Source organism: Streptomyces sp. NBRC 109706, from assembly GCF_000974485.1.
Lineage (GTDB): Bacteria > Actinomycetota > Actinomycetes > Streptomycetales > Streptomycetaceae > Streptomyces.
Genome location: NZ_BBOM01000004.1, coordinates 322,728 through 349,650, shown reverse-complemented (window position 1 = coordinate 349,650; position 26,923 = coordinate 322,728). Strand labels below are relative to the sequence as shown.

The 26,923-nt window shown below is 69.8% G+C and carries 4 protein-coding genes; all 4 read right to left on the bottom strand.

The window, feature by feature from the left end; all coding sequences use genetic code 11:
* Positions 1-23: 23 nt before the first annotated feature.
* Complete coding sequence (locus AOM46_RS01310; protein WP_078856366.1) at positions 24-1,790, bottom strand: carbohydrate-binding module family 20 domain-containing protein; 1,767 nt, start codon at positions 1,788-1,790, stop codon at positions 24-26.
* A 380-nt stretch (positions 1,791-2,170) separates the two neighbouring features.
* Entirely contained in the window at positions 2,171-3,775 is a 1,605-nt protein-coding gene (locus AOM46_RS01305) for a cytochrome P450 (protein ID WP_062204318.1), read from the bottom strand.
* 99 nt (positions 3,776-3,874) lie between these two features.
* The gene (locus AOM46_RS01300) at positions 3,875-20,308 is read right to left on the bottom strand and encodes a type I polyketide synthase (RefSeq protein ID WP_062204315.1); all 16,434 of its coding nucleotides are present in this window, start codon (positions 20,306-20,308) and stop codon (positions 3,875-3,877) included.
* A gap of 52 nt (positions 20,309-20,360) precedes the next feature.
* Positions 20,361-26,732: a type I polyketide synthase gene (locus AOM46_RS01295; RefSeq protein ID WP_370592635.1), complete on the bottom strand. Its 6,372-nt coding sequence runs from the start codon at positions 26,730-26,732 to the stop codon at positions 20,361-20,363.
* Positions 26,733-26,923 lie beyond the last annotated feature (191 nt).

Genomic DNA, 26,923 nt, shown 5'->3' with positions numbered 1-26,923 from the left:
AACGAGGGGGCACCGGCCGGGGGTCAGGAACGCCAGGTGTCGTTCAGGGTGAGCGATCCGTTCTCGGGGACGGTGCCCCTGCGGTTGTCGCCGCTCTCCCATACGACGCCGGACTGTCCGTCCACGCGGCGGATGTACTTGTACTCGAAGGTGCTCCCGGTCGGCAGGGCGAGCGTGGCGCGCCAGACCGGGTAGCCGTCGGCACTGAGCCGGACCGCCTGTTCCGGGTTCCAGCCGCCGAGCTGCGGGAGGTTGCCGACGACATGGATGTTCTCGCCCGGCACGGTCCGCGCGTCGACCTGGAACGAGGCGCCCGCGACCGGGTCGGGGTTGCCCGGGTTGCCGCCGCCTCCACAGCCGCGGGCCCCGGTGTGCAGGGCCAACGCGGTGTTGCCGCCGAGGGTGGCGGTGAACCGGCCCGCGCCGTCGACCGTGACCGAACCGCCGCTCTGCACATCGCAGTAGGTGCCGGCGGCCAGCGAGGTCTGGAACGTCCCGCTCAGCGAACCGGATTCGTGGTTGATGACGACATACGCCCGGTCGCCGCGCCCGAAGGCGATGGCGTCGTTGCCGTTGTCCCACCAGTCGGTGACGGGCTGGCCGCGGCTGACATTGCGGAACTCGACCATGCTCTCGATCTCGGGCCAGGCGTGCTGGCAGGTCCAGCCGTCCTGCCAACAGGCGTTCATCTGGCCGTTGTTGGGCGGTCCCGCGTCATGGTCGGTGAACTCGTAGCCGGAGTGGACGTCGGGGGTGCCATAGGGCCAGGCCAGCATGAAGACGTTGGCCAGGGTGTAGTTGGCGCCGCTCCGGTGGTTGAGGGTGGAACCGTTGCGTTCGGTGTCGTGGTTGTCCACGAAGACCGCCGAGCTGCCGCTGGGCATGAAGCCCCAGCTCTCGCCGAAGTTCTCCAGATAGGCGAGGTTCTCGTTCTCGAAGATCCGCTTGAGGTCCGTCGCGTAGCGGAACTCCTGGACGTCGCCGGTCCCCAGGTACTCGTCGGGGTGGATCGCCTCGCCGGCGCCGTAGATCGCCTCCTGCTTCCAGTAGACGTTCGGGTCGGTCAGGCGGGAGCGGATGGCGGCGAGGTCGCCGGCGGGGATGTGCTTGACGGCGTCGATCCGGAAGCCGGCAACGCCCAGGGAGAGCAGGTCGTTGAGGTAGTCGGCGATGCGCTGCCGGACGTAGTCCTTGCCGGTGTTGAGATCGGCCAGGCCGACCAGTTCGCAGTTCTGGACGTTGTAGCGGTCGCCGTAGTTGTCGCCGATGTCCCGACGGCAGTCGTTGAAGTCCCAGTCGCTGTAGGGGGCGTCGGGGTAGTCGTACTTGCTGTACGACGATCCGCCGGTGCCGGTGCCCGAGCCAGCCGTCATATGGTTGATCACCGCGTCGACGATCACGCCCACGCCGGCGTCGCGGCAGGTGGCGACCATGTTCTGGAACTGCGCGCGGTTGCCGAGGCGGCTGTCGATCCGGTAGCTGACGGGCTGGTAGTTGGTCCACCACTGGCCGCCCTGGATCTGCTCCTGCGGCGGCGAGACCTGCACATGGCCGTAGCCGGCGGGGCCGAGCCTGGTGGTGCACTCGCGGGCGATGGAGTCGAAGTTCCAGTTGAACAGCACCGCTGTGACATCCCGGTCGCCGGCGGGCGCAGCCTGCGCGGCGGGCGTGGTGAGGGCGACGACGGTCGCCGTCGCGGCGACCAGACCGGCGAGGAGCGCGCTGCCGAACCGTCTGAGTCTTCGAGGGCGGGATCTTTCCTGGGAACGCCCCTGGGAGCGTGCGGACATGATGCCTCCTGGCGAGGAGTGAGGTGCGGCCGACCGGAGACAACGCGCCCTGTCGCAAGAACAGCCAACCTCACGCGACTCTTTCTGCAAGGATTTGCATCACGCAACGTAGAGCGCCGCCGAAACGCGGTCAATACCCCGCGCACGGATGGCCGCCACCCCACCCGTACGACGGCCGGCCGGTCCCCGGCACCGGCGGTGACGCGGGCCGGAACGGGCGAAACCGCGCCCCGGCGGACGCCGCCCGCGCGACCGCTGACAGAACTTGCAAGAAGCCCCGGTACGGCGCGCCGTGTCCACGGCCCCCTCCCTGCGCTGGCGCGGCGGCCGGCCCCGGGAGCCGGGCATCCGGTGTCGGTGCCCGGCTCCCGGCCGTCGGTTCAGCTCCCGGCGAGGCTCACCTTACGGTCCCTGGCGCGGAGTTCGAGCCGGGTGCCGTGCTCCGGCAGCGTCGAGACGCTGCGGCTGCGGGTCGCTTCCGGCGTCATGTCCGTCCGGTGGAGTTCGCAGGTGGACAGCACCTCACGGAACATGGCCTTCATCTCCAGCAGCGCGATCTTGTCGCCGAGGCAACGAATCCGGCCGCCACCGAACGGAATCCACGTGTAGACGCCCGGCTTGGTGCCGAGGAACCGCTCCGGACGGAACGCGTCGGGCTCGTCGTACAGCGACGGGTGACGGTTCATCAGGTAGGCGCTCGCCCACAGCAGCATCCCCGGCTCGTAGCGCACCCCGCCGATCTCGATCGGCTTCATCACCGTGCGCGGGATGATCTGCGGGATGGACGGACGCAGCCGCAGCACCTCGTGGACCGTCGCCGTCAGGAAGGTGTCCTCCTCGCCCTTGTCGATCTCCTCGACCAGGCGCTCCCTGGCGGCGTGTTCCCGGCTCAGGTACTCGAAGCCCCAGGCGATCGCCGCCGCCGTGGTCTCGGTGCCGGCGAGGAAGATGGTCATCATCTCGTCGCGCATCTCCCTGATGGTCAGCGGAGAGCCGTCCTCATGGGTGATGCCGAGCAGCACGGAGAGCATGTCGTCGCCGAGGTCGCCGACCTCCCTGCGCTCCGCCACGGCCTCGGCGATCAGCGCGTCGGCCCGTTCCCGCAGCTTCAGGAACTGGTGCAGCCCCAGCGGCCGGATCGCGGTCAGCAGCTTCACGGCCGCCGAGGGCATCTTGTGGATCATCATCGCCGAGCCCATGCGGTTGTTGAACCGCATCATCCCGATCAGGACCTCAAGCAGCTCGTCCCAGATCTTCGGCGACACCTTTCCGAAGATCACCTCGCGGATCACATGGAGCGTGAACCGGTGAATATGCGGGTGCAGCGCCATGGACTCGCCGCGCGGCCACTTCGCCACATCCTCGACGGCCATCTCGTCGATGGCGGTGTCCACCCGCTGGAGCGCCTTGCCGTGGAAGCTCGGCATCAGCAGCTTGCGCCGCTTCTTGTGATCGTCCTCGTCCAGCCAGGCGAGCCCGCTCTGGCCGGTGAACTTCTCGATCGTCGACGAGCCGGTGCCGGTGTGCAGGACATCGGCCGGGGCGAGGAACATCTGCTTGATCTCGTCCGGGTCCGACAGCACATACAGCGGCTTCGGTGGGATCCGGATGCGGAGCGCGAACCGACTGCCGTACTCCTCCCGGCAACGCTCGACAAAGGTCGCCGGGTCCTTCCAGTACTTGACGATCTGCATCAGGGCGGGCGTCTTGGGCCCCGGCAGCGACTCCGCCGGTATCGGGGCGGGCGCCGCGGCCTGGGCCGGCTCCTCGGCCACGGCCTTGGCGGCCTTGGCAGCCTTGGCCTTGGCGGGTTCCGCGGCGGGGGCCTCGGCCTCGGCCGACTTCGCCGACCCGGCCGTGGCCAGGGCCGTGTGGTCCACCGGGCAGCCGGCGGCGGCCGCCTCGGCGGCCAGGTCCTTCCCGGCCTGCTCGTTCTCGCCCGTGTCCGCCGGGGACTCCGCCGGGCCTCGCTTGGAAGCGTCCAATTCAGGTCAGCCTTTCTCACACAAGAGTTGCAAAAGTTGTAAGAGTTATACGAGTTGACGGTCGGATCATGGCTGGGCCGACCCGACCGGCCTGGTGTCTCAGGACTTGAGCCACCTCTCGGTGGCCTCTGCGGTCTCCGCCACGGCGTCCTCGATCAGGGCGAAGTGGTCCGCGGCGATCTCGGCCTGTTCGTCGCCGACCTGCCAGGCCGGCCAGGCCGACGCCTCGCCTTCGGCGCCGAGCGGTTCCCCCGCACGGATCAGCAGCGACGGGGCCGCGATCCGCTCCGTGCGCCGCTCGGTCAGCAGACGCATATAGGTGCCCATCGCCAGCCAGTTGGCGTCGTCGACGGCGATGGCCTCGTGCTCGCGCCCGAGGATTTCCGTCATCACCAGGGAGAAGACCAGATTGGTCTCGGTCTCCCCCTCGGGCGTGGGCGTGTCGATCATGACCAGCCCACTCGGCGCGGTGCCCGTCGCCTCCAGCCGCGCCGCCAGCGAGTGGGCCACCACGCCGCCGATGGAGTAGCCGACCAGAACAAAGGGGTCGTCGCCGACCGCCGAACGGACCGCCCGCTCCAACACCTCGACGGCGGCATTCCAGTTGCCCGGCGCCGGCTCGTCACCCCGGAACCCGGGCAGCGAGCAGACATAGACGTCGCGACTCCCCTCGAACCGGTCGGCGAACCGCATGAACTGGTGCGGCCCCGAGCCGACCACAAACGACGGCACACAGACCAGCTTCGGCAGCCCCCCGTCGCCGGACGCGAGACGCACCACATACCCCTCGCTGTCGCCCAGTTCGTCTGCGGACGCATAGCTCGGCCGGAACCGGGACGCCTCCGTCAGCAGCGGCACCGCATCCACAATGGCGCCCCGGGCATGAGCATGACGTAGCAGGGCGTCGAGCGTACCGCCCGGCAGCGCTTCCCGCGCCCCGCGCGCGGCAACTCCCGCCGGCGCGGCGGCCGACGCCGGCCGCACCTCCCCCACCTCGGTCAGCAGCAGCCGGGCGACGGCGGCCGACGTCGGATGGTCGAAGACCAGGGTGGTGGGCAGCCGAACCTCGCTGTCCTGACTCAGCCGGTTCCGCAACTCGACGGCCGCCAACGAGTCAAAGCCGAGCGCCTTGAACTCCCGGTCCGGATCGACGGCCTCCGCCGACGCATGGCCGAGCACGGACGCCACCCGCTCGCGCACAAACTCCGTCGCCGCCAGCTCCCGCTCGGCCTCCGGCACCCCGGCGAGCCGCTGAACCAGCGAACCGGTCCCGCCGGTACGGCGGTTGGGCAGGCGGACCAGGCCACGGAGCAGCGGGGGCAACGTTCCCGACCTGGCCTGAACGCGCAGCGCGGCGAGGTCCAACCGCACCGGGGCCACCAACGGCTCACCCGAAGCCGTCGCCCGATCGAACAGCTCGACGCCCACCTCGGCGGAGAGCGGACGCACCCCCATCCGCTCCAACCGCGCCACATCAGCGGCCGCCAACTCCCCACCCATACCACCCACTCCACCCACATCGCCCCACAGACCCCAAGCCAACGACGTCGCAGGCAAACCCTCCGCACGACGCCGCACCGCCAAAGCATCCAGGAACGCGTTCGCCGCCGCATAGTTCCCCTGCCCAGGACTCCCCACCAACGCAGCCACCGAGGAGAACAACACAAACGCCGACAACTCCATACCGGCAGTGAGTTCGTGCAGATGCACCGCCGCATCCAGCTTCGGCCGCAACACCCCAGCCAACCGCTCCGGCGTCAACGACTCCACCAAACCGTCATCCAACACACCCGCGGAATGGACCACTCCGCCCAACCCGCCGTCCAACGATTCGATGAGCCCCGCGAGTTGAGCGCGGTCGGCCACATCACAGGCGGCGAGCCGCACCCGGGCACCCAACCCCTCCAACTCGGTGACCAACTTCTCCGCACCCTCGGCCGCCGGACCACGCCGGGACACCAACAACAGATCCCGCACCCCGTGTTCGACCACCAGATGCCGAGCGAACAACGCCCCCAGACCACCCGTACCACCCGTCACCAACACCGGACCACCCAACACCCCACCAAACGGCGACACTTGGCCCCCACCGGAGCCACCGGCCCGCACCAACCGAGGCGCCAACACCCGACCAGCCCGAAGGGCCATCTGCGGTTCGTCCAGGACGGTGAGGGCCGGCCAGTCGACCGGGCTGTCGTCGATGTCCAGCAGCACGAACCGGCCGGGCTGCTCCGACTGCGCACTACGCACCAGACCCCACGCCGACGCCAACGCCCCATCCGGCACCTCGTCCCCCACCGCGACCCCACCCCGCGTCACCACCACCAACCGCGAACCAGCAAGCTCCGCACTCGCCAACCACCCCTGCACCAACGCCAGCACCCGCTCGACCGTCAACCGCACCCCGTTCACCGAACCCGCCTCGCCGGCGGGCGCCTTGACCTCGGCGAACACCAGTTCCGGGCGGGCCGATTCTTCCGTCAACGATGCGACCAGCGCGGCCAGATCGGCGTGGTGCGTGCCCTCGCCATCGAGGTCGCCGAGGAACGCGGCCCGGATGTCCCCCGGGCGCGCGCCCCGACTCGCGTCGACGGGCGACCAGGTGACGTTGAACAGCGAGCGCCGCGAGTCCCGCCGCGCATCCTCCAACTGGGCCTGCTCCACCGGCCGGAAGGCGAGTTGAGTGACGCTCGCGACCGCTTGGCCGTGCTCGTCCGCGATATCGATCCGCAGCGCCGACTCACCCGCCGAACCGATGCGCACCCGCACCCGGTCCAGACCGTCGACCTGCCCGAAGCGCACCCCGGACCAGGAGAACGGCAGACCGGCGGACGTTCCCTCGCCCTGGTCGAGCCAGTCGAGACCGCCATGCAGGGAGGCGTCGAAGAGCGCCGGATGCAGCCCGAACCCCCGGGCCGATTCGGCGTGTTCGGCCGGCAGCGCCACCTCACCGTAGACATGCTCGCCATCGCTCCACGCCGACCGCAGGCCCAGGAACGCGGGCCCGTAGTCATAGCCGGCATCCGCAAGCCGCGCATAGGCGGCATCGACGGCGACCGGCCGCGTACCCGCCGGCGGCCACGCCGCCGGCAGCGGCGACAGCAGCGGCTCGGTCTCCTGGGTGACCAGACCACGCGCATGGCAGGTGGCCTCGCCCGGCTCCTGGCCGGCGCGAGGCTCGGGCCGCGAGTAGATCGCGAGCGGGCGCCGCCCATCGGCCTCGTCCGCCTCCCCGACCGAGACCTGCAGCCGGAACGCCGCACCCTCGGGCAGGATCAGCGGGGCTTCCAGGATCAGCTCGTCCAGCACGGGGCTGTCGACCTGCCGGCCTGCGGCGATGGCCAGCTCCACCAGCGCGGTGCCCGGCACGATCACCGTGTCGAGGACGGTGTGGTCCCGCACCCAGGGCGCGGAGTCCTGCGAAATGCGGCCGGTGAACAGCCACTCGTCCCGCTCCCCCACCTGGACCGCGGCCGCCAACAGCGGATGATCCAGCCGGCCCAACCCGGCGGCGGCCGGGTCATGAGCGCCCGCACTTGACGTCAGCCAGTAGCGCTGGCGTTGGAAGGCATAGGTCGGCAGATCGACGCGCTCGGCGCCGGTGCCTTGGTAGAAAGCCTGCCAGTCGACACTCGCGCCGGCGATATGGGCCTGGCCCAGGAACCCGGCAAAGGTCTCGGTCTCCGGGTGCTTGGCACGCAACGTGGAGGCGAAGACCACGGTGCCGTCCTCGGCCTGCTCCTCCAGACAGTGGCGAGCCATGGTCGCCAGAACGGTATCCGGGCCCAATTCGAGGTAACGGGTAACGCCGTACTCGTTCAGCGCGTTGACGCCATCGGCGAACCGGACCGCCTCCCGGACATGCCGCACCCAGTACTCGGGATCGGTCAGCTCGTCGGTGGCAATCTGGCCGGTGACATTGGAGACCACGGGGATGCGGGGAGCCGTGAACGTCAGACCGTTAACGACGGCCCGGAAGTCCTCCAGCATCGGCTCCATCAGGGGCGAGTGGAACGCATGGCTGACCCGCAGCCGCGTCACCTTCCAACCCCGGCCCTCCCACTCCCCAACCAGGCCGTCGAGAACGGGCAGTTCACCCGAGACGACCACGGAGGTGGGGCCGTTCACCGCAGCGATCGACACCCCGACACGGCCGGCAAGCTCTTCGGTGACATCAGCCTCGGTCGCCCGCACCGAAACCATCCCACCACCAGCAGGCAACCCGCCCATCAACCGGCCACGGGCGGCCACCAACCGACAGGCATCCGGCAACGACAACACCCCCGCCACATGGGCAGAGACGATCTCGCCGACCGAATGCCCCATCACCACATCGGCCCGCAACCCAAGCGACTCCGCCAGACGGAACAACGCCACCTCAACCGCGAACAACGCCGCCTGAGTGAACTCCGTCCCGTCCAACACCCCACTCTCCTCGCCCAACAACCCCCGCAGCGAACGGCCAAGAAGAGGATCAAGCTCCGCACACACCTCGGCCAACGCCTCGGCAAACACCGGATACTCGGCCGCCAACCCCACACCCATCCCCGGACGTTGAGCACCCTGCCCCGTGAACAGGAACGCCGTCTTGCCGGAGACCGCGGACCCCTCGAACACTCCGGAGGCGGAACGGCCTTCCGCCAACGCCGCCAAACCGGCCAGCAGTTCGGTGCGGTCGGCGGCCGTCACCACGGCCCGCTGCTCCAACCCCGCCCGGGACGACACCAACGACAAGCCCACATCCACAAGCCGCGCACCCTCGGCCGCCAACAGATACGACCCCAAACGCCCCGCCTGACCCCGAAGCGCGGCAACCCCGCGACCCGACACCACCACCGGCACCACCGCGACATCACGCGACGGAACCGGAGCAGCCTCGCGAACCTCCGGCGCCTCCTCAAGAATCAGATGCGCATTGGTCCCGCTCACCCCAAACGACGAGACCGCCGCCCGACGCGGACGACCCCCGCCCGTCCATTCCTGGGCCTCGGTCAGCAGCTGGATCTGACCAGCCTCCCAATCCACATGCGGGGACGGCTCATCCACATGCAACGTCCGCGGCAGCCACCCATGCCGCATCGCCATCACCATCTTGATGACGCCAGCCACACCCGCCGCCGCAGACGTGTGCCCGATATTCGACTTGATCGACCCAAGCCGCAACGGCCCCGACTCCGACCGCTCCCGACCGTAGGTGGCGAGTAGCGCCTGGGCCTCGATCGGATCACCCAACCGAGTCCCCGTCCCATGCCCCTCAACCACATCGACATCAGCGGGACTCAACCCCGCATTCGCCAACGCCCGACGAATCACCCGCTCCTGCGAAGGACCGTTCGGCGCCGTCAACCCATTCGACGCACCATCCTGATTGACCGCACTACCCCGGACCACACCCAACACCCGGTGGCCCTTGCGCCGCGCATCCGACAACCGCTCCAACACCACCAGGCCGAGGCCGTCCGAGAAGCCCGTCCCATCGGCGCCGGCCGCATAGGACTTGCAGCGACCGTCGGCGGCCAGCCCGCGTTGCCGGCTGAACTCCATCAGCAGGAACGGGCCGGCCATCACCGTGACCCCGCCCACCAGGGCGAGCGAGCACTCACCACTCCGTAGCGCCTGCGAAGCCATATGCAACGCCACCAACGACGACGAACACGCCGTATCCACCGAAATCGCCGGACCCTCAAGCCCAAAGCTATAAGCGATCCGCCCGGACACCACGCTGGTCGTCGCGCCCGTCAGCCGCAGCCCTTCCACCTCGGGCAGGCTGCCGGCCGGCGTCGCGCCATAGTCCGAGGCGCCCACACCGCAGAAGACTCCGGTGTCGGAACCGCGCAGAGAAGCGGGGTCGAGGCCCGCGTCCTCGAACGCCTCCCAGGCCGCCTCCAACATCAACCGCTGCTGGGGATCCATCGCCAATGCCTCGCGCGGCGAAATGCCAAAGAACTCCGCATCGAATTCCCCGGCACGGTCGACAAATCCGCCGCCGCGCGTATAGACGGTCCCCAGCCGATCTGGGTCGGGATCGTAAAGCCGCTCCAGATCCCAACCGCGATCTTCCGGAAAACCGGAAATGGCATCTCGCCCGGAAGACACCAACTCCCACAAATCCTCTGGCGATTCCACGCCGCCCGGATAGCGGCAGCTCATCCCGACAATCGCCAACGGCTCATCCGCCTTTGCCGGACGGCGTCGTGCCTTTGGCCGAGCGGCCGATGCCTCGTTGTCCCCCAACCCGCCGACCTCGGCGAGCAGTAGCTGGGCCACGGCATTGGGCGACGGGTGGTCGAAGACGAGGGTTGAGGGCAGACGGACCCCGCTGACCTGGGTCAACCGGTTCCGCAACTCAACCGCGCTCAACGAGTCAAACCCAAGATCCTTGAACGCCCGATCCGGCGCGACCGCATCCGCCCCAGCATGCCCCAACACCGAAGCCACCTGCCCCCGCACCAACTCCAAAACCACCGCAGCCCGTTCATCAACCGCCACCCCAGCCAACCGCTGCGCCAACGAACCCCCACCCCCACCATCCCGACGCACAGGCACCCGCACCAAACCCCGCAACAACGGAGCCAACCCACCAACCCGAGCCTGCACACGCAACGCCCCCAAATCCAACCGCACCGGAGCCAACAACGCCCCACCCACCCGCAACGCCTCATCAAACAACCCAAGACCCTCCTCACGAGACAGCGCATGCACCCCCATCCGCTCCAAACGCGCCAACTCACCCGCATCCAACTCACCCGTCATCCCCGTCGCATCCCCCCACAACCCCCACGCCAACGAAACCCCCGGCAAACCCTCAGCACGCCGCCGCGCCGCCAACGCATCCAAAGCCGCATTCGCCGCCGCATAATTCCCCTGCCCCGGACTACCAATCAACGCCGCCACCGAAGAAAACAACACAAACGCCGACAACTCCATACCAGCCGTCAACTCATGCAAATGCACCGCCGCATCCAACTTCGGCCGCAACACACCAGCCAACCGCTCCGGCGTCAACGACTCCACCAAACCGTCATCCAACACACCCGCCGCATGCACCACACCACTCAACCCGCCATCCAACGACCCAACCAAAGCGGCCAGTTGCTCACGATCCGACACATCACAAGCCACCACCCGCACCTCAGCACCCAAACCCTCCAACTCCGCCACCAACTCCCCAGCACCCTCAGCCGCCGAACCACGACGAGACACCAACACCAAACTCCGCACCCCATGCCCCACCACCAAATGCCGAGCGAACAACGCACCCAACCCACCCGTACCACCCGTCACCAACACCGTCCCACCAGCAAACGGAGACACCTCCCCACCCACAACAGAACCACCCACAGACACCAACCGAGGCGCCAACACCCGACCACCCCGCACCGCCAACTGCGGCTCACCCAAAGCCACCAAAGCCACCCCATCAACCTCCCCCTCACCCTCCACATCCACCAACACCAACCGCCCCGGATGCTCCGACTGAGCACTCCGCACCAAACCCCACACCGGAGCCACCCCCACATCCACCCACTCATCCCCCACCGCAACCCCACCCCGCGTCACCACAACAAGCCGCTCCCCAACCGACCCCTCATCCCCCAACCACCCCTGCACCAACGACAACACCCGCTCAACCACACCCACACCACCACCCACCTCAACAACCCGCACCCCACCCACATCACCCACATCACCCAAACCACCACCAGAGACCGAAACCCACTCCACCCCAAACAACGAATCCCCACGCCCACGACCACGACCCCCACCCACCCGAACCGCCTCAAGCTGAGCCGGATCAACCGTGCGGAAGACCAGCCGCCCGACGCTCGCGACGGGCTCGCCGTGCTCGCCCGCGATATCGACGCGCAGCGCGGAGTCCCCGGCCGGGCCGATCCGGACCCGCACCCGTGCGGCACCCGACTCGCCGAACCGAACGTCGGACCAGGAGAACGGCAACCGCGCCGTCGAATCGTCGCCCTGGTCAAGCCAGCCGAGACCACCGTGCAACGAGGCGTCGAACAGCGCCGGATGCAGTCCATAGGCCCGAGCGGAGTCGGTGTCGGCATCGGGCAGCGCGACCTCGGCATACACCTCGTCGCCGTCCTGCCAGGCAGCACGGAGGCCCTGGAAGACCGGCCCGTACTCGAACCCGACCTCTTCGAGACGCGCATACAGCGCGTCCACCGCGATCGGCTCGGCCTCCGCCGGCGGCCACTCGATGGGCAGCCAGGACGGGGCCAGCGGCTCCGCGTCCGGAGCGGCGTCCGGCACCATGGTGCCGCGCCCATGGCAGGTGGCCTCGACCTCCGACTCGTCCGCTGTCGAGTCCCGGGTGTAGATCGCCATCTCCCGACGGCCATCCGCGTCCGCCTCGCCGAGGGTGACCTGCACCTGGACCGCCAGTTCGGCGGGCAGGATCAGCGGGGCCTCCAGGACCAGTTCCTCAAGCACCGGGCTGTCGACATGCCGGCCGGCGGCGATGGCCAGCTCCACCAGCGCGGTGCCCGGCACGATCACCGTGCCCAGCACTCCGTGATCGACCGCCCAGGGGGCCGTCTCGTGGGACAGCCGCCCGGTGAACAGCCACTCGTCCCGGTCCCCGACCCTCACGGCGGCGGCCAGCAGCGGATGATCCAGCCGGCCCAGCCCGGAAGCGGCGGGGTCATGAGCGCCGGCACTTGACGTCAGCCAGTAGCGCTGGCGTTGGAAGGCATAGGTCGGCAGATCGACGCGCTCGGCGCCGGTGCCTTGGTAGAACGCCTGCCAGTCGACACTCGCGCCGGCGATATGGGCCTGGCCCAGGAACCCGGCAAAGGTCTCGGTCTCGCCGTGCTTGGCACGGAGGGCGGAGGCGAAGACCACGGTGCCGTCCTCGGCCTGCTCCTCCAGGCAGTGGCGAGCCATGGTCGCCAGAACGGTGTCCGGGCCCAGCTCCAGGAAACGAGTGACGCCGTGTTGGTGGAGCGCGTTGACACCATCGGCGAACCGGACGGCCTCGCGGACATGCCGCACCCAGTACTCGGGATCGGTCAGCTCGTCGGTGGCGATCTGGCCGGTGACATTGGAGACGACGGGGATGCGGGGAGCCGTGAACGTCAGACCGTTAACGACGGCCCGGAAGTCCTCCAGCATCGGCTCCATCAGGGGGGAATGGAACGCATGGCTGACCCGCAGCCGCGTCACCTTCCACCCTCGGTTCTCCCACCCCTCAACCAGGCTGTCGAGAACAGGCAGTTCACCCGAGACGACCACGGAGGTGGGGCCGTTCACCGCAGCGATCGACACCCCGGCACGGCCGGCAAGCTCTTCGGTGACATCAGCCTCCGTCGCCCGGACCGACACCATCCCGCCACCGGCAGGCAACCCACCCATCAACCGGCCACGGGCAGCAACGAGCCGACAGGCATCCGGCAACGACAACACCCCCGCCACATGGGCGGAGACGATCTCGCCGACCGAATGCCCCATCACCACATCGGCCCGCAACCCCAACGACTCCGCCAGACGGAACAACGCCACCTCAACCGCGAACAACGCCGCCTGAGTGAACTCCGTCCCGTCCAACACCCCACTCTCCTCGCCCAACAGCTCGCGCAGCGAACGGCCAAGAAGAGGATCAAGCTCGGCACTCACCTCGGCCAGCGCCTCGGCAAACACCGGATACTCGGCCGCCAACTCGACGCCCATCCCCGCACGTTGAGCACCCTGCCCCGTGAACAGGAACGCCGTCTTACCCGCTACCGCCGCGCCCTCGAACACACCCGCCGCCGGACGCCCCTCCGCCAACGCCGCCAAACCCGCCAGCAGTTCGGTGCGGTCGGCGGCCGTCACCACGGCCCGCTGCTCCAACCCCGCCCGGGACGACACCAACGACCAACCCACATCCACCAACCCCGCACCCTCGGCCGCCAACAAATACGACCCCAACCGCCCCGCCTGACCCCGCAAACCAGCAACCCCACGACCCGACACCACCACCGGCACCACCGCAACATCACGCGACAGCGGCACGGCCGCAGACGCCTCAACCGCAGGCGCCTCCTCCAGGATGATGTGGGCGTTGGTGCCGCTGACCCCGAAGGAGGACACCCCCGCCCGTCGGGGACGATCCCCGCCGGTCCATTCCTGGGCCTCGGTCAGCAGCTGGATCTGACCGTCTTCCCAATCGACATGCGGTGACGGCTCGTCCACATGCAACGTCCGGGGCAGCAGCCCGTTGCGCATCGCCATCACCATCTTGATGACGCCGGCCACACCAGCGGCTGCGGATGAATGTCCGATGTTCGACTTGATCGACCCAAGCCGCAGCGGACCGGAATCCGACCGTTCCCGACCGTAGGTGGCGAGTAGTGCCTGGGCCTCGATCGGGTCACCCAGCCGGGTGCCCGTGCCATGGCCTTCGACCGCGTCGACATCGGCGGGACTCAGCCCGGCATTGGCCAGCGCGGCGCGGATCACCCGTTCCTGTGAGGGACCGTTGGGCGCCGTCAACCCGTTGGACGCCCCGTCCTGGTTGATCGCGCTGCTCCTGACCACACCCAGCACCCGGTGGCCCTTGCGCCGCGCGTCCGACAACCGCTCCAGGACCAGCAGACCGAGGCCGTCCGAGAAGCCGGTGCCGTCGGCGCCGGCCGCGTAGGACTTGCAGCGACCGTCGGCGGCCAGCCCCCGTTGCCGGCTGAACTCCTCCAGCAGGAACGGGCCGGCCATCACCGTCACCCCGCCCACCAGGGCGAGCGAGCACTCACCACTCCGTAGCGCCTGCGAAGCCATATGCAACGCCACCAACGACGACGAACACGCCGTGTCGACGGAGACGGCTGGGCCCTCAAGCCCAAAGCTGTAGGCCACTCGTCCCGAAACCACGCTCGCCGTGGTGCCCGTCAGCCGGAAGCCTTCCAGCTCGGGCCGCATCGCGCCGCCATAGTCCGAGGTGACCACGCCGGTGAAGACACCGGTGTCGGAGCCACGCAGAGAGGCGGGGTCGATGCCGGCGTCTTCGAATGCCTCCCAGGCCGCCTCCAACATCAACCGCTGCTGGGGATCCATCGCCAATGCCTCACGCGGCGAAATGCCAAAGAACTCGGCATCGAAGTCCCCGGCGCGCTCCAGGAATCCGCCACCACGCGTATAGACCGTGCCGGCCTGTTCCGGATCCGGGTCATAAAGCCGCTCCAGATCCCAACCGCGATCCTCCGGCAAACCGGAAATGGCATCTCGTCCGGAAGACACCAACTCCCACAAATCCTCGGGCGATTCCACGCCCCCCGGATAGCGGCAGCTCATCCCGACAATCGCCAACGGCTCATCCGCCTTCACCCGACGACGCGGTGCCGACGGGCGAGGACTGTCCTCGACTCCGGAGACCTGGGAGAGCAGCAGTCGGGCGACCGCTTCCGATGTCGGGTGGTCGAAGACGAGGGTTGAGGGCAGACGGACCCCGCTGACCTGGGTCAACCGGTTCCGCAACTCAACCGCGCTCAACGAGTCAAACCCAAGATCCTTGAACGCCCGATCCGGCGCGACCGCATCCGCCCCAGCATGCCCCAACACCGAAGCCACCTGCCCCCGCACCAACTCCAAAACCACCGCAGCCCGTTCATCAACCGCCACCCCAGCCAACCGCTGCGCCAACGAACCCCCACCCCCACCATCCCGACGCACAGGCACCCGCACCAAACCCCGCAACAACGGAGCCAACCCACCAACCCGAGCCTGCGCCCGAAGTGCACCGAGATCCAACTGCACCGGAGCCAACAACGCCCCACCCACCCGCAACGCCTCATCAAACAACCCAAGACCCTCCTCACGAGACAACGCATGCACACCCATCCGCTCCAAACGCGCCAACTCACCCTCATCCAACTCACCCGTCATCCCCGTCGCATCCCCCCACAACCCCCACGCCAACGAAACCCCCGGCAAACCCTCAGCACGCCGCCGCGCCGCCAACGCATCCAAAGCCGCATTCGCCGCCGCATAATTCCCCTGCCCCGGACTACCAATCAACGCCGCCACCGAAGAAAACAACACAAACGCCGACAACTCCATACCAGCCGTCAACTCATGCAAATGCACCGCCGCATCCAACTTCGGCCGCAACACACCAGCCAACCGCTCCGGCGTCAACGACTCCACCAAACCGTCATCCAACACACCCGCCGCATGCACCACACCACTCAACCCGCCATCCAACGACCCAACCAAAGCGGCCAGTTGCTCACGATCCGACACATCACAAGCCACCACCCGCACCTCAGCACCCAAACCCTCCAACTCCGCCACCAACTCCCCAGCACCCTCAGCCGCCGAACCACGACGAGACACCAACAACAGGCTCCGCACCCCATGCCCCACCACCAGATGCCGAGCGAACAACGCACCCAACCCACCCGTACCACCCGTCACCAACACCGTCCCACCAGCAAACGGAGACACCTCCCCACCCACAACAGAACCCCCCACAGACACCAACCGAGGCGCCAACACCCGACCACCCCGCACCGCCAACTGCGGCTCACCCAAAGCCACCAAAGCCACCCCATCAACATCCCCCTCACCCTCCACATCCACCAACACCAACCGCCCCGGATGCTCCGACTGCGCACTCCGCACCAAACCCCACACCGGAGCCACCCCCACATCCACCCACTCATCCCCCACCGCAACCCCACCCCGCGTCACCACAACAAGCCGCTCCCCAACCGACCCCTCATCCCCCAACCACCCCTGCACCAACGACAACACCCGCTCAACCACACCCACACCACCACCCACCTCAACAACCCGCACCCCACCCACATCACCCACATCACCCAAACCACCACCAGAGACCGAAACCCACTCCACCCCAAACAACGAATCCCCACGCCCACGACCACGCCCCCCACCCACCCGAACCGCCTCAAGCTGAGCCGGATCAACGGGGCGAGCGATGATGGAGCGCACGGAGACAACGGGCGCCCCCGACTCGTCCACCGCGTCGAGTCGCAGCGCCGAGTCGCCCACTTCGGCGACGCGCACGCGCATCCGTGACAGCCCCTGGCGGGCGAGGCTCGCGCCGGACCAGGAGAACGGCATCCGGTGTCCGCGGTTGCCGTCGCCGTCTCCTCCGATCAGCAGCACGGCGCCGCTCTGGAGCGCGGCGTCGAACAGCGCCGGGTGAATCCCATACGCCTGCGCCGAGTCGGCGTCGGCATCGGGCAGTGCGACCTCGGCATAGACCTCGGAGCCGTCCTGCCAGGCGGCACGGAGGCCCTGGAAAACCGGCCCGTAGTCGTAGCCGATGTCGGTCAACCTGGCGTAGAGAGTGTCGACGGGAAGCGGCTCCGCGCCCTCCGGCGGCCATTCGGTCGGCCAGTCCGGCGCGGGCTGGGCATCCGGGGCGAGCGCACCACGCGCATGGCACGTTGTCCGTTCCGCCTCGGGAGCGTCCGTGTTCGCGGGGCGGGAGTAGATCGCCACCTCGCGATGGCCGTCCTCGTCGGCCTCGCCGACGGTGACCTGCACCTGAAGCGCGCTGCCGTCCTCCGCGAGCAGCATCGGCGATTCCAGCACGAGTTCGTCGAGCACGGGGGTGCCGGTCTCCCGGCCGGCGGTCAGCGCCAGTTCAACGAGCGCGGTGCCCGGGACGACGATGTTGCCGAGCAGCACATGCTCGGTGACCCAGGGCGCGGAGTCCTGCGATATTCGGCCGGTGAACAGCCACTCGTCCCGGTCCCCGACCCGGACGGCCGCCGCCAGCAGCGGGTGGCCCAGCCGCCCCAGCCCGACGGCGGCGGCATCGCCGGCCCCGGCCAGAGGGGTCAGCCAGTAGCGCTGGCGTTGGAAGGCATAGGTCGGCAGATCGACGCGCTCGGCGCCGGTGTCGGCGTAGAACGCCTGCCAGTCGACGTTGACCCCGGCGATATGGGCCTGCCCCAGGAAGCCGGCGAACGTCTCCGCTTCGCCGTGCTTGGCGCGGAGGGCGGACGCGAACACAACGGTGCCGTCCTCGGCCTGCTCCTCCAGACAGTGCCGGGCCATGGTCGACAACACGCTGTCCGGGCCCAGCTCCAGGAAACGGGTGACGCCGTACTCGTGCAACGCCCGCACACCATCGGCGAACCGCACCGCCTCGCGGACATGCCGCACCCAGTACTCGGGATCGGTCAGCTCGCTCGACGCAATCTCACCGGTCACATTGGAGACCACCGGGATCCGGGGAGCCTGGAACTCAAGGCCGGAGACAACCGCCCGGAAGTCGTCCAGCATCGGCTCCATCAGGGGCGAGTGGAACGCATGGCTGACCCGCAGCCGCGTCACCTTCCAACCCCGGCTCTCCCACTCCCCAACCAGCTCATCCAGCACCGACAACTCACCCGAGACGACCACCGACGTCGGCCCGTTCACCGCGGCGATCGACACCCCCGAACGGTCACCGATCCCCGCAACAACATCCGCCTCCGTCGCCCGCACCGAAACCATCCCACCACCAGCAGGCAACGCCCCCATCAACCGACCACGAGCCGCCACCAACCGACACGCATCAGCAAGCGACAACACCCCCGCCACATGGGCGGAAACGATCTCACCGACCGAATGCCCCATCACCACATCGGCCCGCAGACCAAGCGACTCGACAAGACGGAAGAGTGCCACCTCAACCGCGAACAGCCCGGCCTGAGTGAACTCCGTGGCGTCCAACACCGCGCCGTCCTCGGCCAACAGCTCCCGCAGCGGACGCCCCAGCAACGGATCAAGCTCCGCGCACACCTCCCCCAACGCCTCGGCGAACACCGGGTACTCGGCCGCCAACTCCACACCCATTCCCGGACGTTGAGCACCCTGCCCCGTGAACAGAAACGCCGTCTTGCCCGAGACCTCAACGCCCTCGAACACACCCGCCGCCGGACGCCCCTCCGCCAACGCCGCCAAGCCGCTCAGCAACCCGCCCCGATCAGCGGCAGCAACGACCGCGCGCCGCTCCAACCCCGCCCGGGACGACACCAACGACCAACCCACATCCACCAACCGCGCACCCTCGTCCGCCAACAGGTGCGACCCCAACCGCGCGGCCTGGTCCCGAAGCGCGGCATCCCCGCGACCCGACACCACCACCGGCACCACCGCGACATCACGCGACGGCGGCACGGCCGCGGGCGCCTCAACCGCAGGCGCCTCCTCCAGGATGATGTGGGCGTTGGTGCCGCTGATGCCGAAGGAAGACACCCCCGCCCGTCGGGGACGGTCCCCGCCGGCCCATTCCTGGGCCTCGGTCAACAGCTGGATCCGGCCGGTCTCCCAGTCGACGTGCGGGGACGGCTCGTCCACATGCAGCGTCCGGGGCAGCAGCCCGTTGCGCATCGCCATCACCATCTTGATGACGCCGGCCACGCCGGCCGCCGCAGAGGTGTGCCCGATATTCGACTTGATCGAACCCAGCCGCAACGGACCAGACTCCGACCGTCCCTGCCCGTAGGTGGCCAGTAGCGCCTGGGCCTCGATCGGGTCGCCCAGTCGGGTGCCCGTGCCATGGCCCTCGACCGCGTCGATATCGTCCGCGTTCAGGCCGGCGTTGCTCAGCGCGGCGCGGATCACCCGTTCCTGCGAGGGACCGTTGGGTGCGGTCAACCCATTCGACGCGCCATCCTGGTTGACGGCGCTGCCGCGCACCACGGCCAGCACCCGGTGGCCCTTGCGGCGCGCGTCGGACAACCGCTCCAGGACGAGCAGGCCGAGGCCGTCGGAGAAGCCGGTGCCGTCGGCGGCTGCGGCGTAGGGCTTGCAGCGGCCGTCGGGGGCCAGTCCGCGTTGCCGGCTGAACTCCGTCAGCAGGAACGGGCCGGCCATGACCGTCACTCCGCCGACCAGCGCCAGTGAACATTCACCGTTGCGAAGGGCCTGGGCGGCGATGTGGAGGGCGACGAGGGAGGAGGAGCAGGCGGTGTCGACGGAGACGGCCGGCCCCTCCAGGCCGAGGGTGTAGGCGATTCGGCCGGAGACGACGCTGGTGGTGGTGCCGGTGAGGCGGAAGCCCTCCAGTTCGGGCGGCATGATGGCCGGGCTGTAGTCGGAGGCGACCGCGCCGCAGAAGACGCCGGTGTCGGAGCCGCGCAGCGAGGTGGGGTCGATGCCGGCGTCCTCGAACGCGGCCCAGGCGGACTCCAGCATCAGCCGCTGCTGGGGGTCCATCGCCAGCGCCTCACGCGGCGAGATGCCGAAGAACTCGGCGTCGAAGTCGCCCACGCCGTCGACGAATCCGCCGCCGCTGGCGTAGATGCCGCCCACCTGGTCGGGGTCCGGGTCGTAGAGGTTCTCCACGTCCCAGCCCCGGTCGTCGGGGAAGCCGGCCATCGCGTCGCGGCCTTCGGCGACGAGCTGCCAGAGTTCGGCGGGGGTGGTGGCGCCGCCGGCGTAGCGGCAGCTCATGCCGACGATGGCCAGCGGTTCGCTGGACTGGGCGAGGTAGCGCTGGTTCTGCTGCCGGAGGCGTTCGGTTTCCTTGAGGGACTTCCGCAGGGCCTCGACAAGAGCCTTCTGATCCGTGGCCATGGTTACGCCTTCCCGTTCTGGCGCGCGCTGGCGACCGCGTTCTCAACTGTGCTCATGCCATGTCCTCTTGGGTCATCCGGATCAGGGCCTCGGCGTCCATCTCGTCGATGGACTCGGCTTCGTTCTGGTCCGCCTCGGGGGCCTCGGTATCGCCCTTGGCCAGTTCCAGCAGCGTTTCGAGGAGTCCCGCCCTGGTCAGTCGGCTGATCGGGATGGACGCCAACGCCTCGCGGATCTCGTCTTCTTCCGACCGCTGTTGAACGGTTGTGGTCGCTCCCGGCATGGCGGCCGGGACCAGATAGCGGGCGACGGCGGTCGGGTTCGGGTGGTCGAAGATCAGGGTGGTGGGCAGCCGCAGGCCGGTGGTCTGGCTGAGCCGGTTGCGGAGTTCGACGGCGGCGAGCGAGTCGAAGCCCAGCTCCTTGAAGGCGCGGTCGGGCGCGACGGCGTCCGCCGTGGCGTGGCCCAGTACGGAGGCGACCTGCGCCCGCACCAGGTCGAGGGCCACGGTCTCCCACTCCTCCTGTGGTGTTCCGGTCAGTCGTTGCACCAGCGAACCGCCCGCCGCCGACTCGACGCGGCGGGCCGGCATCTTCACCAGGCCCTGCAGCAGCGGGGCCAGCATCCCGGCCCTTGCCTGGGCGCGGAGCGCGGCGAGGTCCAGGCGGACCGGGGCGAGCAGGGCCTCGTCGAGCTGCTGGGCCTCGTCGAAGAGGTCCAGGCCCTGGTCGTTGGTCAGGGCGCTGACGCCCATCCGTTCCAGGCGGGCCAGTTCGGCCTCGCCGAGTTCGCCGGTCATGCCGGTCGCGTCGGCCCACAGGCCCCAGGCCAGGGAGGTGGCCGGCAGCCCGTCGGCGCGGCGCCGCGCGGCCAGGGCGTCGAGGAACGCGTTGGCGGCGGCGTAGTTGCCCTGCCCGGGGCTGCCGATCATCGCGGCGACGGAGGAGAACAGCACAAAGGCCGACAGCTCCATTCCGGCGGTGAGTTCATGCAGATGGACGGCGGCGTCCAGCTTGGGCCGCAGCACCCGGGCCAGCCGTTCGGGGGTCAGCGACTCGACGAGGCCGTCGTCCAACACACCCGCCGAGTGCACGACTCCGCTGAGCCGGCCGTCCAACGAGGCGAGAAGCGCCGCCAGTTGTTCGCGGTCGGAGACATCGCAGGCGGCGAGCCGCACCTGGGCGCCCAGGCCCTCCAGCTCGGTGACCAGCTTGTCGGCGCCCTCCGCCGCCGGACCGCGTCGGCTGACCAACAGCAGGTCCCGCACGCCGTGTTCGGCCACCAGATGGCGGGCGAACAACGCGCCCAACCCGCCGGTGCCGCCCGTGACCAGCACGGTGCCGCCGGCCTCGCCCAGCGGGACGGGAACGGTCAGCACCACCTTTCCGACGTTCAGCCCCTCACGGAGGAAACGGAACGCCTCCCGGCCGCGCCGCACATCCCAGCGTCGGACCGGGGAATGCGCCAACTCCCCGGACTCGAAGAGCGACACGATCTCCAGCAGCATCTCCTGAATGCGTTCGGGGCCCGCCTCGAAGAGGTCATACGAGCGGTAGGTCACCCCCGGCCGTTCGTCGGCGATGACGTCCGCGTCCCGCAGATCGGCCTTGCCCATTTCGATGAACCGGCCGCCGCGCGGCAGCAGATCGAGCGACGCGTCCACAAACTCGCCGGCCAACGCGTTGAGCACCACATCGACGCCGGCGCCGTCCGTCGCGCCGAGGAACGCGTCCTTGAACGACAGATCACGGGACGAAGCGATCCGCCCCTCCGGAATGCCCAACTCCCTTACGGCATCCCATTTGGCCTTGCTCGCGGTGGCGAAGACCTCCACGCCCAGATGGCGTGCCAGGCCCACCGCCGCCATGCCGACACCACCGGCGGCGGCATGCACCAGCAGTCGCTCGCCCCGGCGCAGTCCGGCCAGGTCGACCAGCCCGTAGTAGGCCGTCAGGTACACCACCGGAATGGCGGCGGCCTCGACGAAGGAGAAGGTCTCCGGTATCGGCACGACCATCCGTCGGTCGGCCACCGCGACGGAGCCGAAGGAGTCCAGAATCAGGCCGAAGACCCGGTCCCCCACCGCCAGATCGTCGACTCCGGAACCCACCTCAAGCACCACACCCGCCGCTTCGCTGCCCAGCGGCGCCTCGCCCGGGTAGAGGCCCAGGGCGATCAGCACATCGCGGAAGTTCAGTCCGGCGGCGCGCACACCGATCCGCACCTCGTTCGTCCCCAGGGCGCGGCCGCCGTCAGAGCCGATGATCGACAGGTTCTCCAGCGAGCCCTTGGCCGTCGACCCCAACCGCCAGGGCGCGCCGCTCGACACCTTCGGCGCCTCGGCGCGGCCCAGCCGGGGAGCCAGGGCTCCTCGGCCGTTCCGCAGCGCCAACTGCGGTTCGTCCGAGGCCGCCAGGGCGGACCAGTCGGCGTCCGCGTCGGCGGTGGGATCCACGTCCACCAGCAGGAACCGGCCCGGATGCTCCGACTGAGCACTCCGCACCAGACCCCACACCGGAGCCACCGCCACATCCACCAGCTCGTCGCCGACGGCGATCCCGCCGCGTGTCACGACCACAAGGCGTGCCTCGGCGAGCCGTTCGTCGGCCAGCCACGACTGGACCAGCGACAGCGTCCGCTCGGCCACCGACCGCGCGCCCGACACCAGATCCCCGCCGGGCGCCGGCACCTCGGCGACCACCACCTCGGGGACCTCGCCGCCGGCCGCCAACGCCTCGTTCAGCGCGGCCAGATCGGCGAACCGTTCGCCGTCGTCGCCGGCCACCTCGCCCAGCAGTGCCACCCGGCCCGAGGCGCCCGACAGCGTCACCGGGATCCAGTCGAGCTGGTAGAGCGAGCTGGACCTGCCGCGTCCGGCGGATTCCAACTGGGCCGGGTCGATGGGGCGTTGGGTGATCGCGGTGACGTTCAGGACCGGAAGCCCCGTCTCGTCCACCGCGTCGAGGCGCACCGCTGCCGTCCCTGCGGACTCGCCGGCGGGGGCTATCCGCACCCGCAGCCGTGTGGCGGCGCCCGTGTCGTTCAACCGCACCCCGGACCAGGAGAACGGCAGATCGGCGGACGAACCCGCCTCCTTCTCCAACAGCCCGCCGTGCAGGGCCGCGTCGAAGAGCGCCGGATGCAGCGCGAATCCGTCGACCGCGATCCCGTCCGGCAGCCCGACCTCGGTGAAGATCTCCTCGCCGAGCCGCCAGGCCGCGCTCACGCCCTGGAACACCGGGCCGTACTCGTAGCCCAGGTCCGCCAGCCGCCCGTACAGCGAATCGACCGGCACCGCCTCGGCACCCGCCGGCGGCCAGGCCCCGCCGCCGACGGTCCAGGGCGACGCGGCGCCCTCGTCCGAGAGCAGCCAGCCGCGCGCATGGCACACCGCGTCCCGCGTGCCCTCGTCGCCGCCCTCGGCGCGGGAGAAGACCGCCACCTCGCGGCGGCCGTCCTCGCCGAGCGCGGCCACGGTGACCTGGAGTTGGCGGGCCGCCTCCTCGTCCGGGAGCACCAGCGGGGCCTCAAGCACCAGTTCGTCGACGACCGGGCTGCCCGCCTGCCGTCCGGCCGTCAGCACCAGCTCGACCAGGGCGGCGCCCGGGACGATGACCGTGCCGAAGACGGCGTGGTCGCGCAGCCAGGGCGCGCTCTCCTGGGTGACCCGGCCGGCGAGGACCCATTCGTCCCGGTCCCCGACCTGAACGGCGGCCGGCAGCAGCGGGTGTTCGAGTCGGCCGAGGCCGGCGGCGGCCGGGTCGCCGGCCAGCGCGCCGGGCGACAGCCAGTAGCGCTGCCGCTGGAAGGGGTAGGTGGGCAGCGCGACGCGCTGGGCGCCGGTGCCGGCGTAGAACCCGGCCCAGTCGATGTCGACGCCCGCCACATGGGCTTCGGCGAGGGAGCTGGCGAACCGGGCCAGGCCGCCCTCGTCGCGGCGGAGCGAGCCGACGCTCCGGACGTGGTCGGCGGCGTCGACCGCCAGGGCGGTGTCCTCCACGGCCATCCGCAGCACCGGGTGCGGGGAGACCTCGACAAAGCAGTTGGTGCCGTTCTCGATCAGGGCGCGCACGGCCGGTTCGAAGCCGACGCGTCCCCTGAGGTTGGCGTACCAGTAGGCGGCGTCCAGTTGGGCGGTGTCGACAAACTCGCCACGGGCCGTCGAGTAGAAGGGGATCTCCCCCGAGCGTGGCGCGATCGGCGCCAGCAGCCGCAGCAGCTCGTCCTCGATCGCCTCCACCTGAGGGGAGTGCGAGGCGTAGTCGACGGGGACCCGGCGGGCGCGGATCTCGTCCCGTTCGCAGCCAGCCAACAGCTCGTCGAGCGCGGCGGGTTCACCGGCGACGACCACGGCGGCCGGGCCGTTGACGGCGGCGACCGACACCCGGCCCGCATAGGGCTCGATCCGCGCCTCCACCTGGTCCACCGGAAGGGCGACGGACACCATCCCGCCGTCCCCGGCGAGGCGTTCCCGCACGGCGCGGCTGCGCAGGGCGACGATCCGGGCGGCGTCCTCCAGGGACAGCCCGCCCGCCACATAGGCGGCGGCGATCTCGCCCTGGGAGTGCCCCAGGACGGCCGTCGGCCGCACGCCGTGGGAGCGCCAGAGCCGGGCCAGGGACACCATCACGGCGAACAGCGCCGGCTGCACCACGTCGACCCGCTCCAGCGACGGCGCGCCGTCCACGCCGCGCAGCACATCCTCAAGCCGCCAGTCGACATGGGGCGCCAGGGCGGCCTCACAGGCGGCGATCTCCTCGGCGAACACCGGTGCGGTGTCGAGGAGTTCGACGGCCATCCGGTCCCACTGGGCGCCCTGCCCCGGGAAGACGAAGACGGCCTTGCCGCCGGCGACATCGCCCTCCAGCACATTCGGGGAGGGCTCGGCCTTGGAGAGCGCGGCCAGCCCGGTCAGCAACTCCCCCCGGTCAGCCGCGACGACCGCGGCCCGCTGCTCCAGATGGGCCCTGGTGGTGGCCTGGGAGAAGGCGATATCCAGCCAGGCGGTCTCCGGGCGGGCGATCAGCAGGGCGCGCAGCCGGTCGGCCTGCTCGCGCAGCGCGGCATCGCCCCGAGCCGAGAGCAGCACCGGCACGGCGGGCAGCACCCTCGGCGTGACCGGCGGCGTCGACAGTCCATCGGTGTCGGTCGGGTCGTCGGCCTCGGCGGGCTCCTCGGCCGGTGCCTCCTCGATGATCACATGCGCGTTGGTGCCGCTGACGCCGAACGAGGACACCCCGGCCCGGCGCGGCCGCCCCTCGTCGGCGGGCCAGGGCTCGGCCTCGGTCAGCACCCTGACCTCGCCGGCGTCCCAGTCCACATGCCGCGACGGCTCGTCCACATGCAGGGTGCGGGGCAGCAGCCCGTGCCGCATCGCCATGACCATCTTGATGATGCCGGCCACCCCGGCGGCGGCCTGGGTGTGGCCGATATTGGACTTCACCGACCCGAGGCGGAGCGGGCCGTCCGCGCGTTCCCGGCCGTAGGTGGCCAGCAGCGCCTGGGCCTCGATCGGGTCGCCCAGCGGCGTCCCGGTGCCATGCCCCTCGACGACGTCCACATCGGCCGGGCCCAGTTCGGCGTTGGCCAGCGCGGCGCGGATCACCCGTTCCTGCGACGGTCCGTTGGGCGCGGTGAGACCGTTGCTCGCCCCGTCCTGGTTGACCGCGCTGCCCCGCACCACGGCCAGCACCTGGTGCCCGTTGCGGCGCGCGTCCGACAGGCGCTCCAGCACCAGGAGGCCGACGCCCTCGGCCCAGCCCACCCCGTCGGCCGCCGACGCGTAGGACTTGCAGCGGCCGTCGACGGCGACCCCGCGTTGCCGGCTGAACTCGACAAAGACATTGGGCCGCGCCAGGACCGTCACCCCGCCCACCAGGGCCAGTGAACACTCCCGCGCCCGCAGCGACTTGGCGGCCAGATCGATGGCGACCAGCGACGAGGAGCAGGCCGTGTCGACGGAGACCGCGGGCCCCTCGAAGCCAAAGGTGTAGCTGAGCCGACCGGACGCGACGCTGCCCGCCGAGGCGATCGTCAGATAACCCTCGATCTCGGGCCGGCGGTCGCTCTGGCCGGCGACAAACCCGTAGTCCTGATACATGACACCGCAGAAGACGCCCGTATCGCTGCCACGCAGAGACGTCGGATCGATACCGGCGTCCTCGAACGCCTCCCACGCCGACTCCAGCAACTGCCGCTGCTGCGGGTCCATCACCAGCGCCTCACGCGGCGACACCTCGAAGAAGTCCGCGTCGAAGTCGGCGACCCGCTCCAGGAACCCGCCACCCCTGGTGTAGGCGGTGCCGGGGTGGTCCGGGTCCGGGTCGTAGAGGTTCTCCACGTCCCAGCCCCGGTCCTCGGGGAACTCGGCGATGCCATGGCGTCCGTCGGCCACCAGCTGCCACAGCTCGTCGGGGGACGTCACCCCGCCCGGATAGCGGCAGCTCATCCCGACGATGGCCAGGGGCTCTCCGGCCTGGTCCTCGAACTTCCGCAGCCGCGCCCTGGTGTCGTTGAGATCGCCGGCCATCTTCTTCAGATAGCGGACGAGCTTCTCCTGCTGGCCGTCGTTCTCCGCGCTCATGGCTGGGGTCCCCTCGGGGTACGAATTCGCGC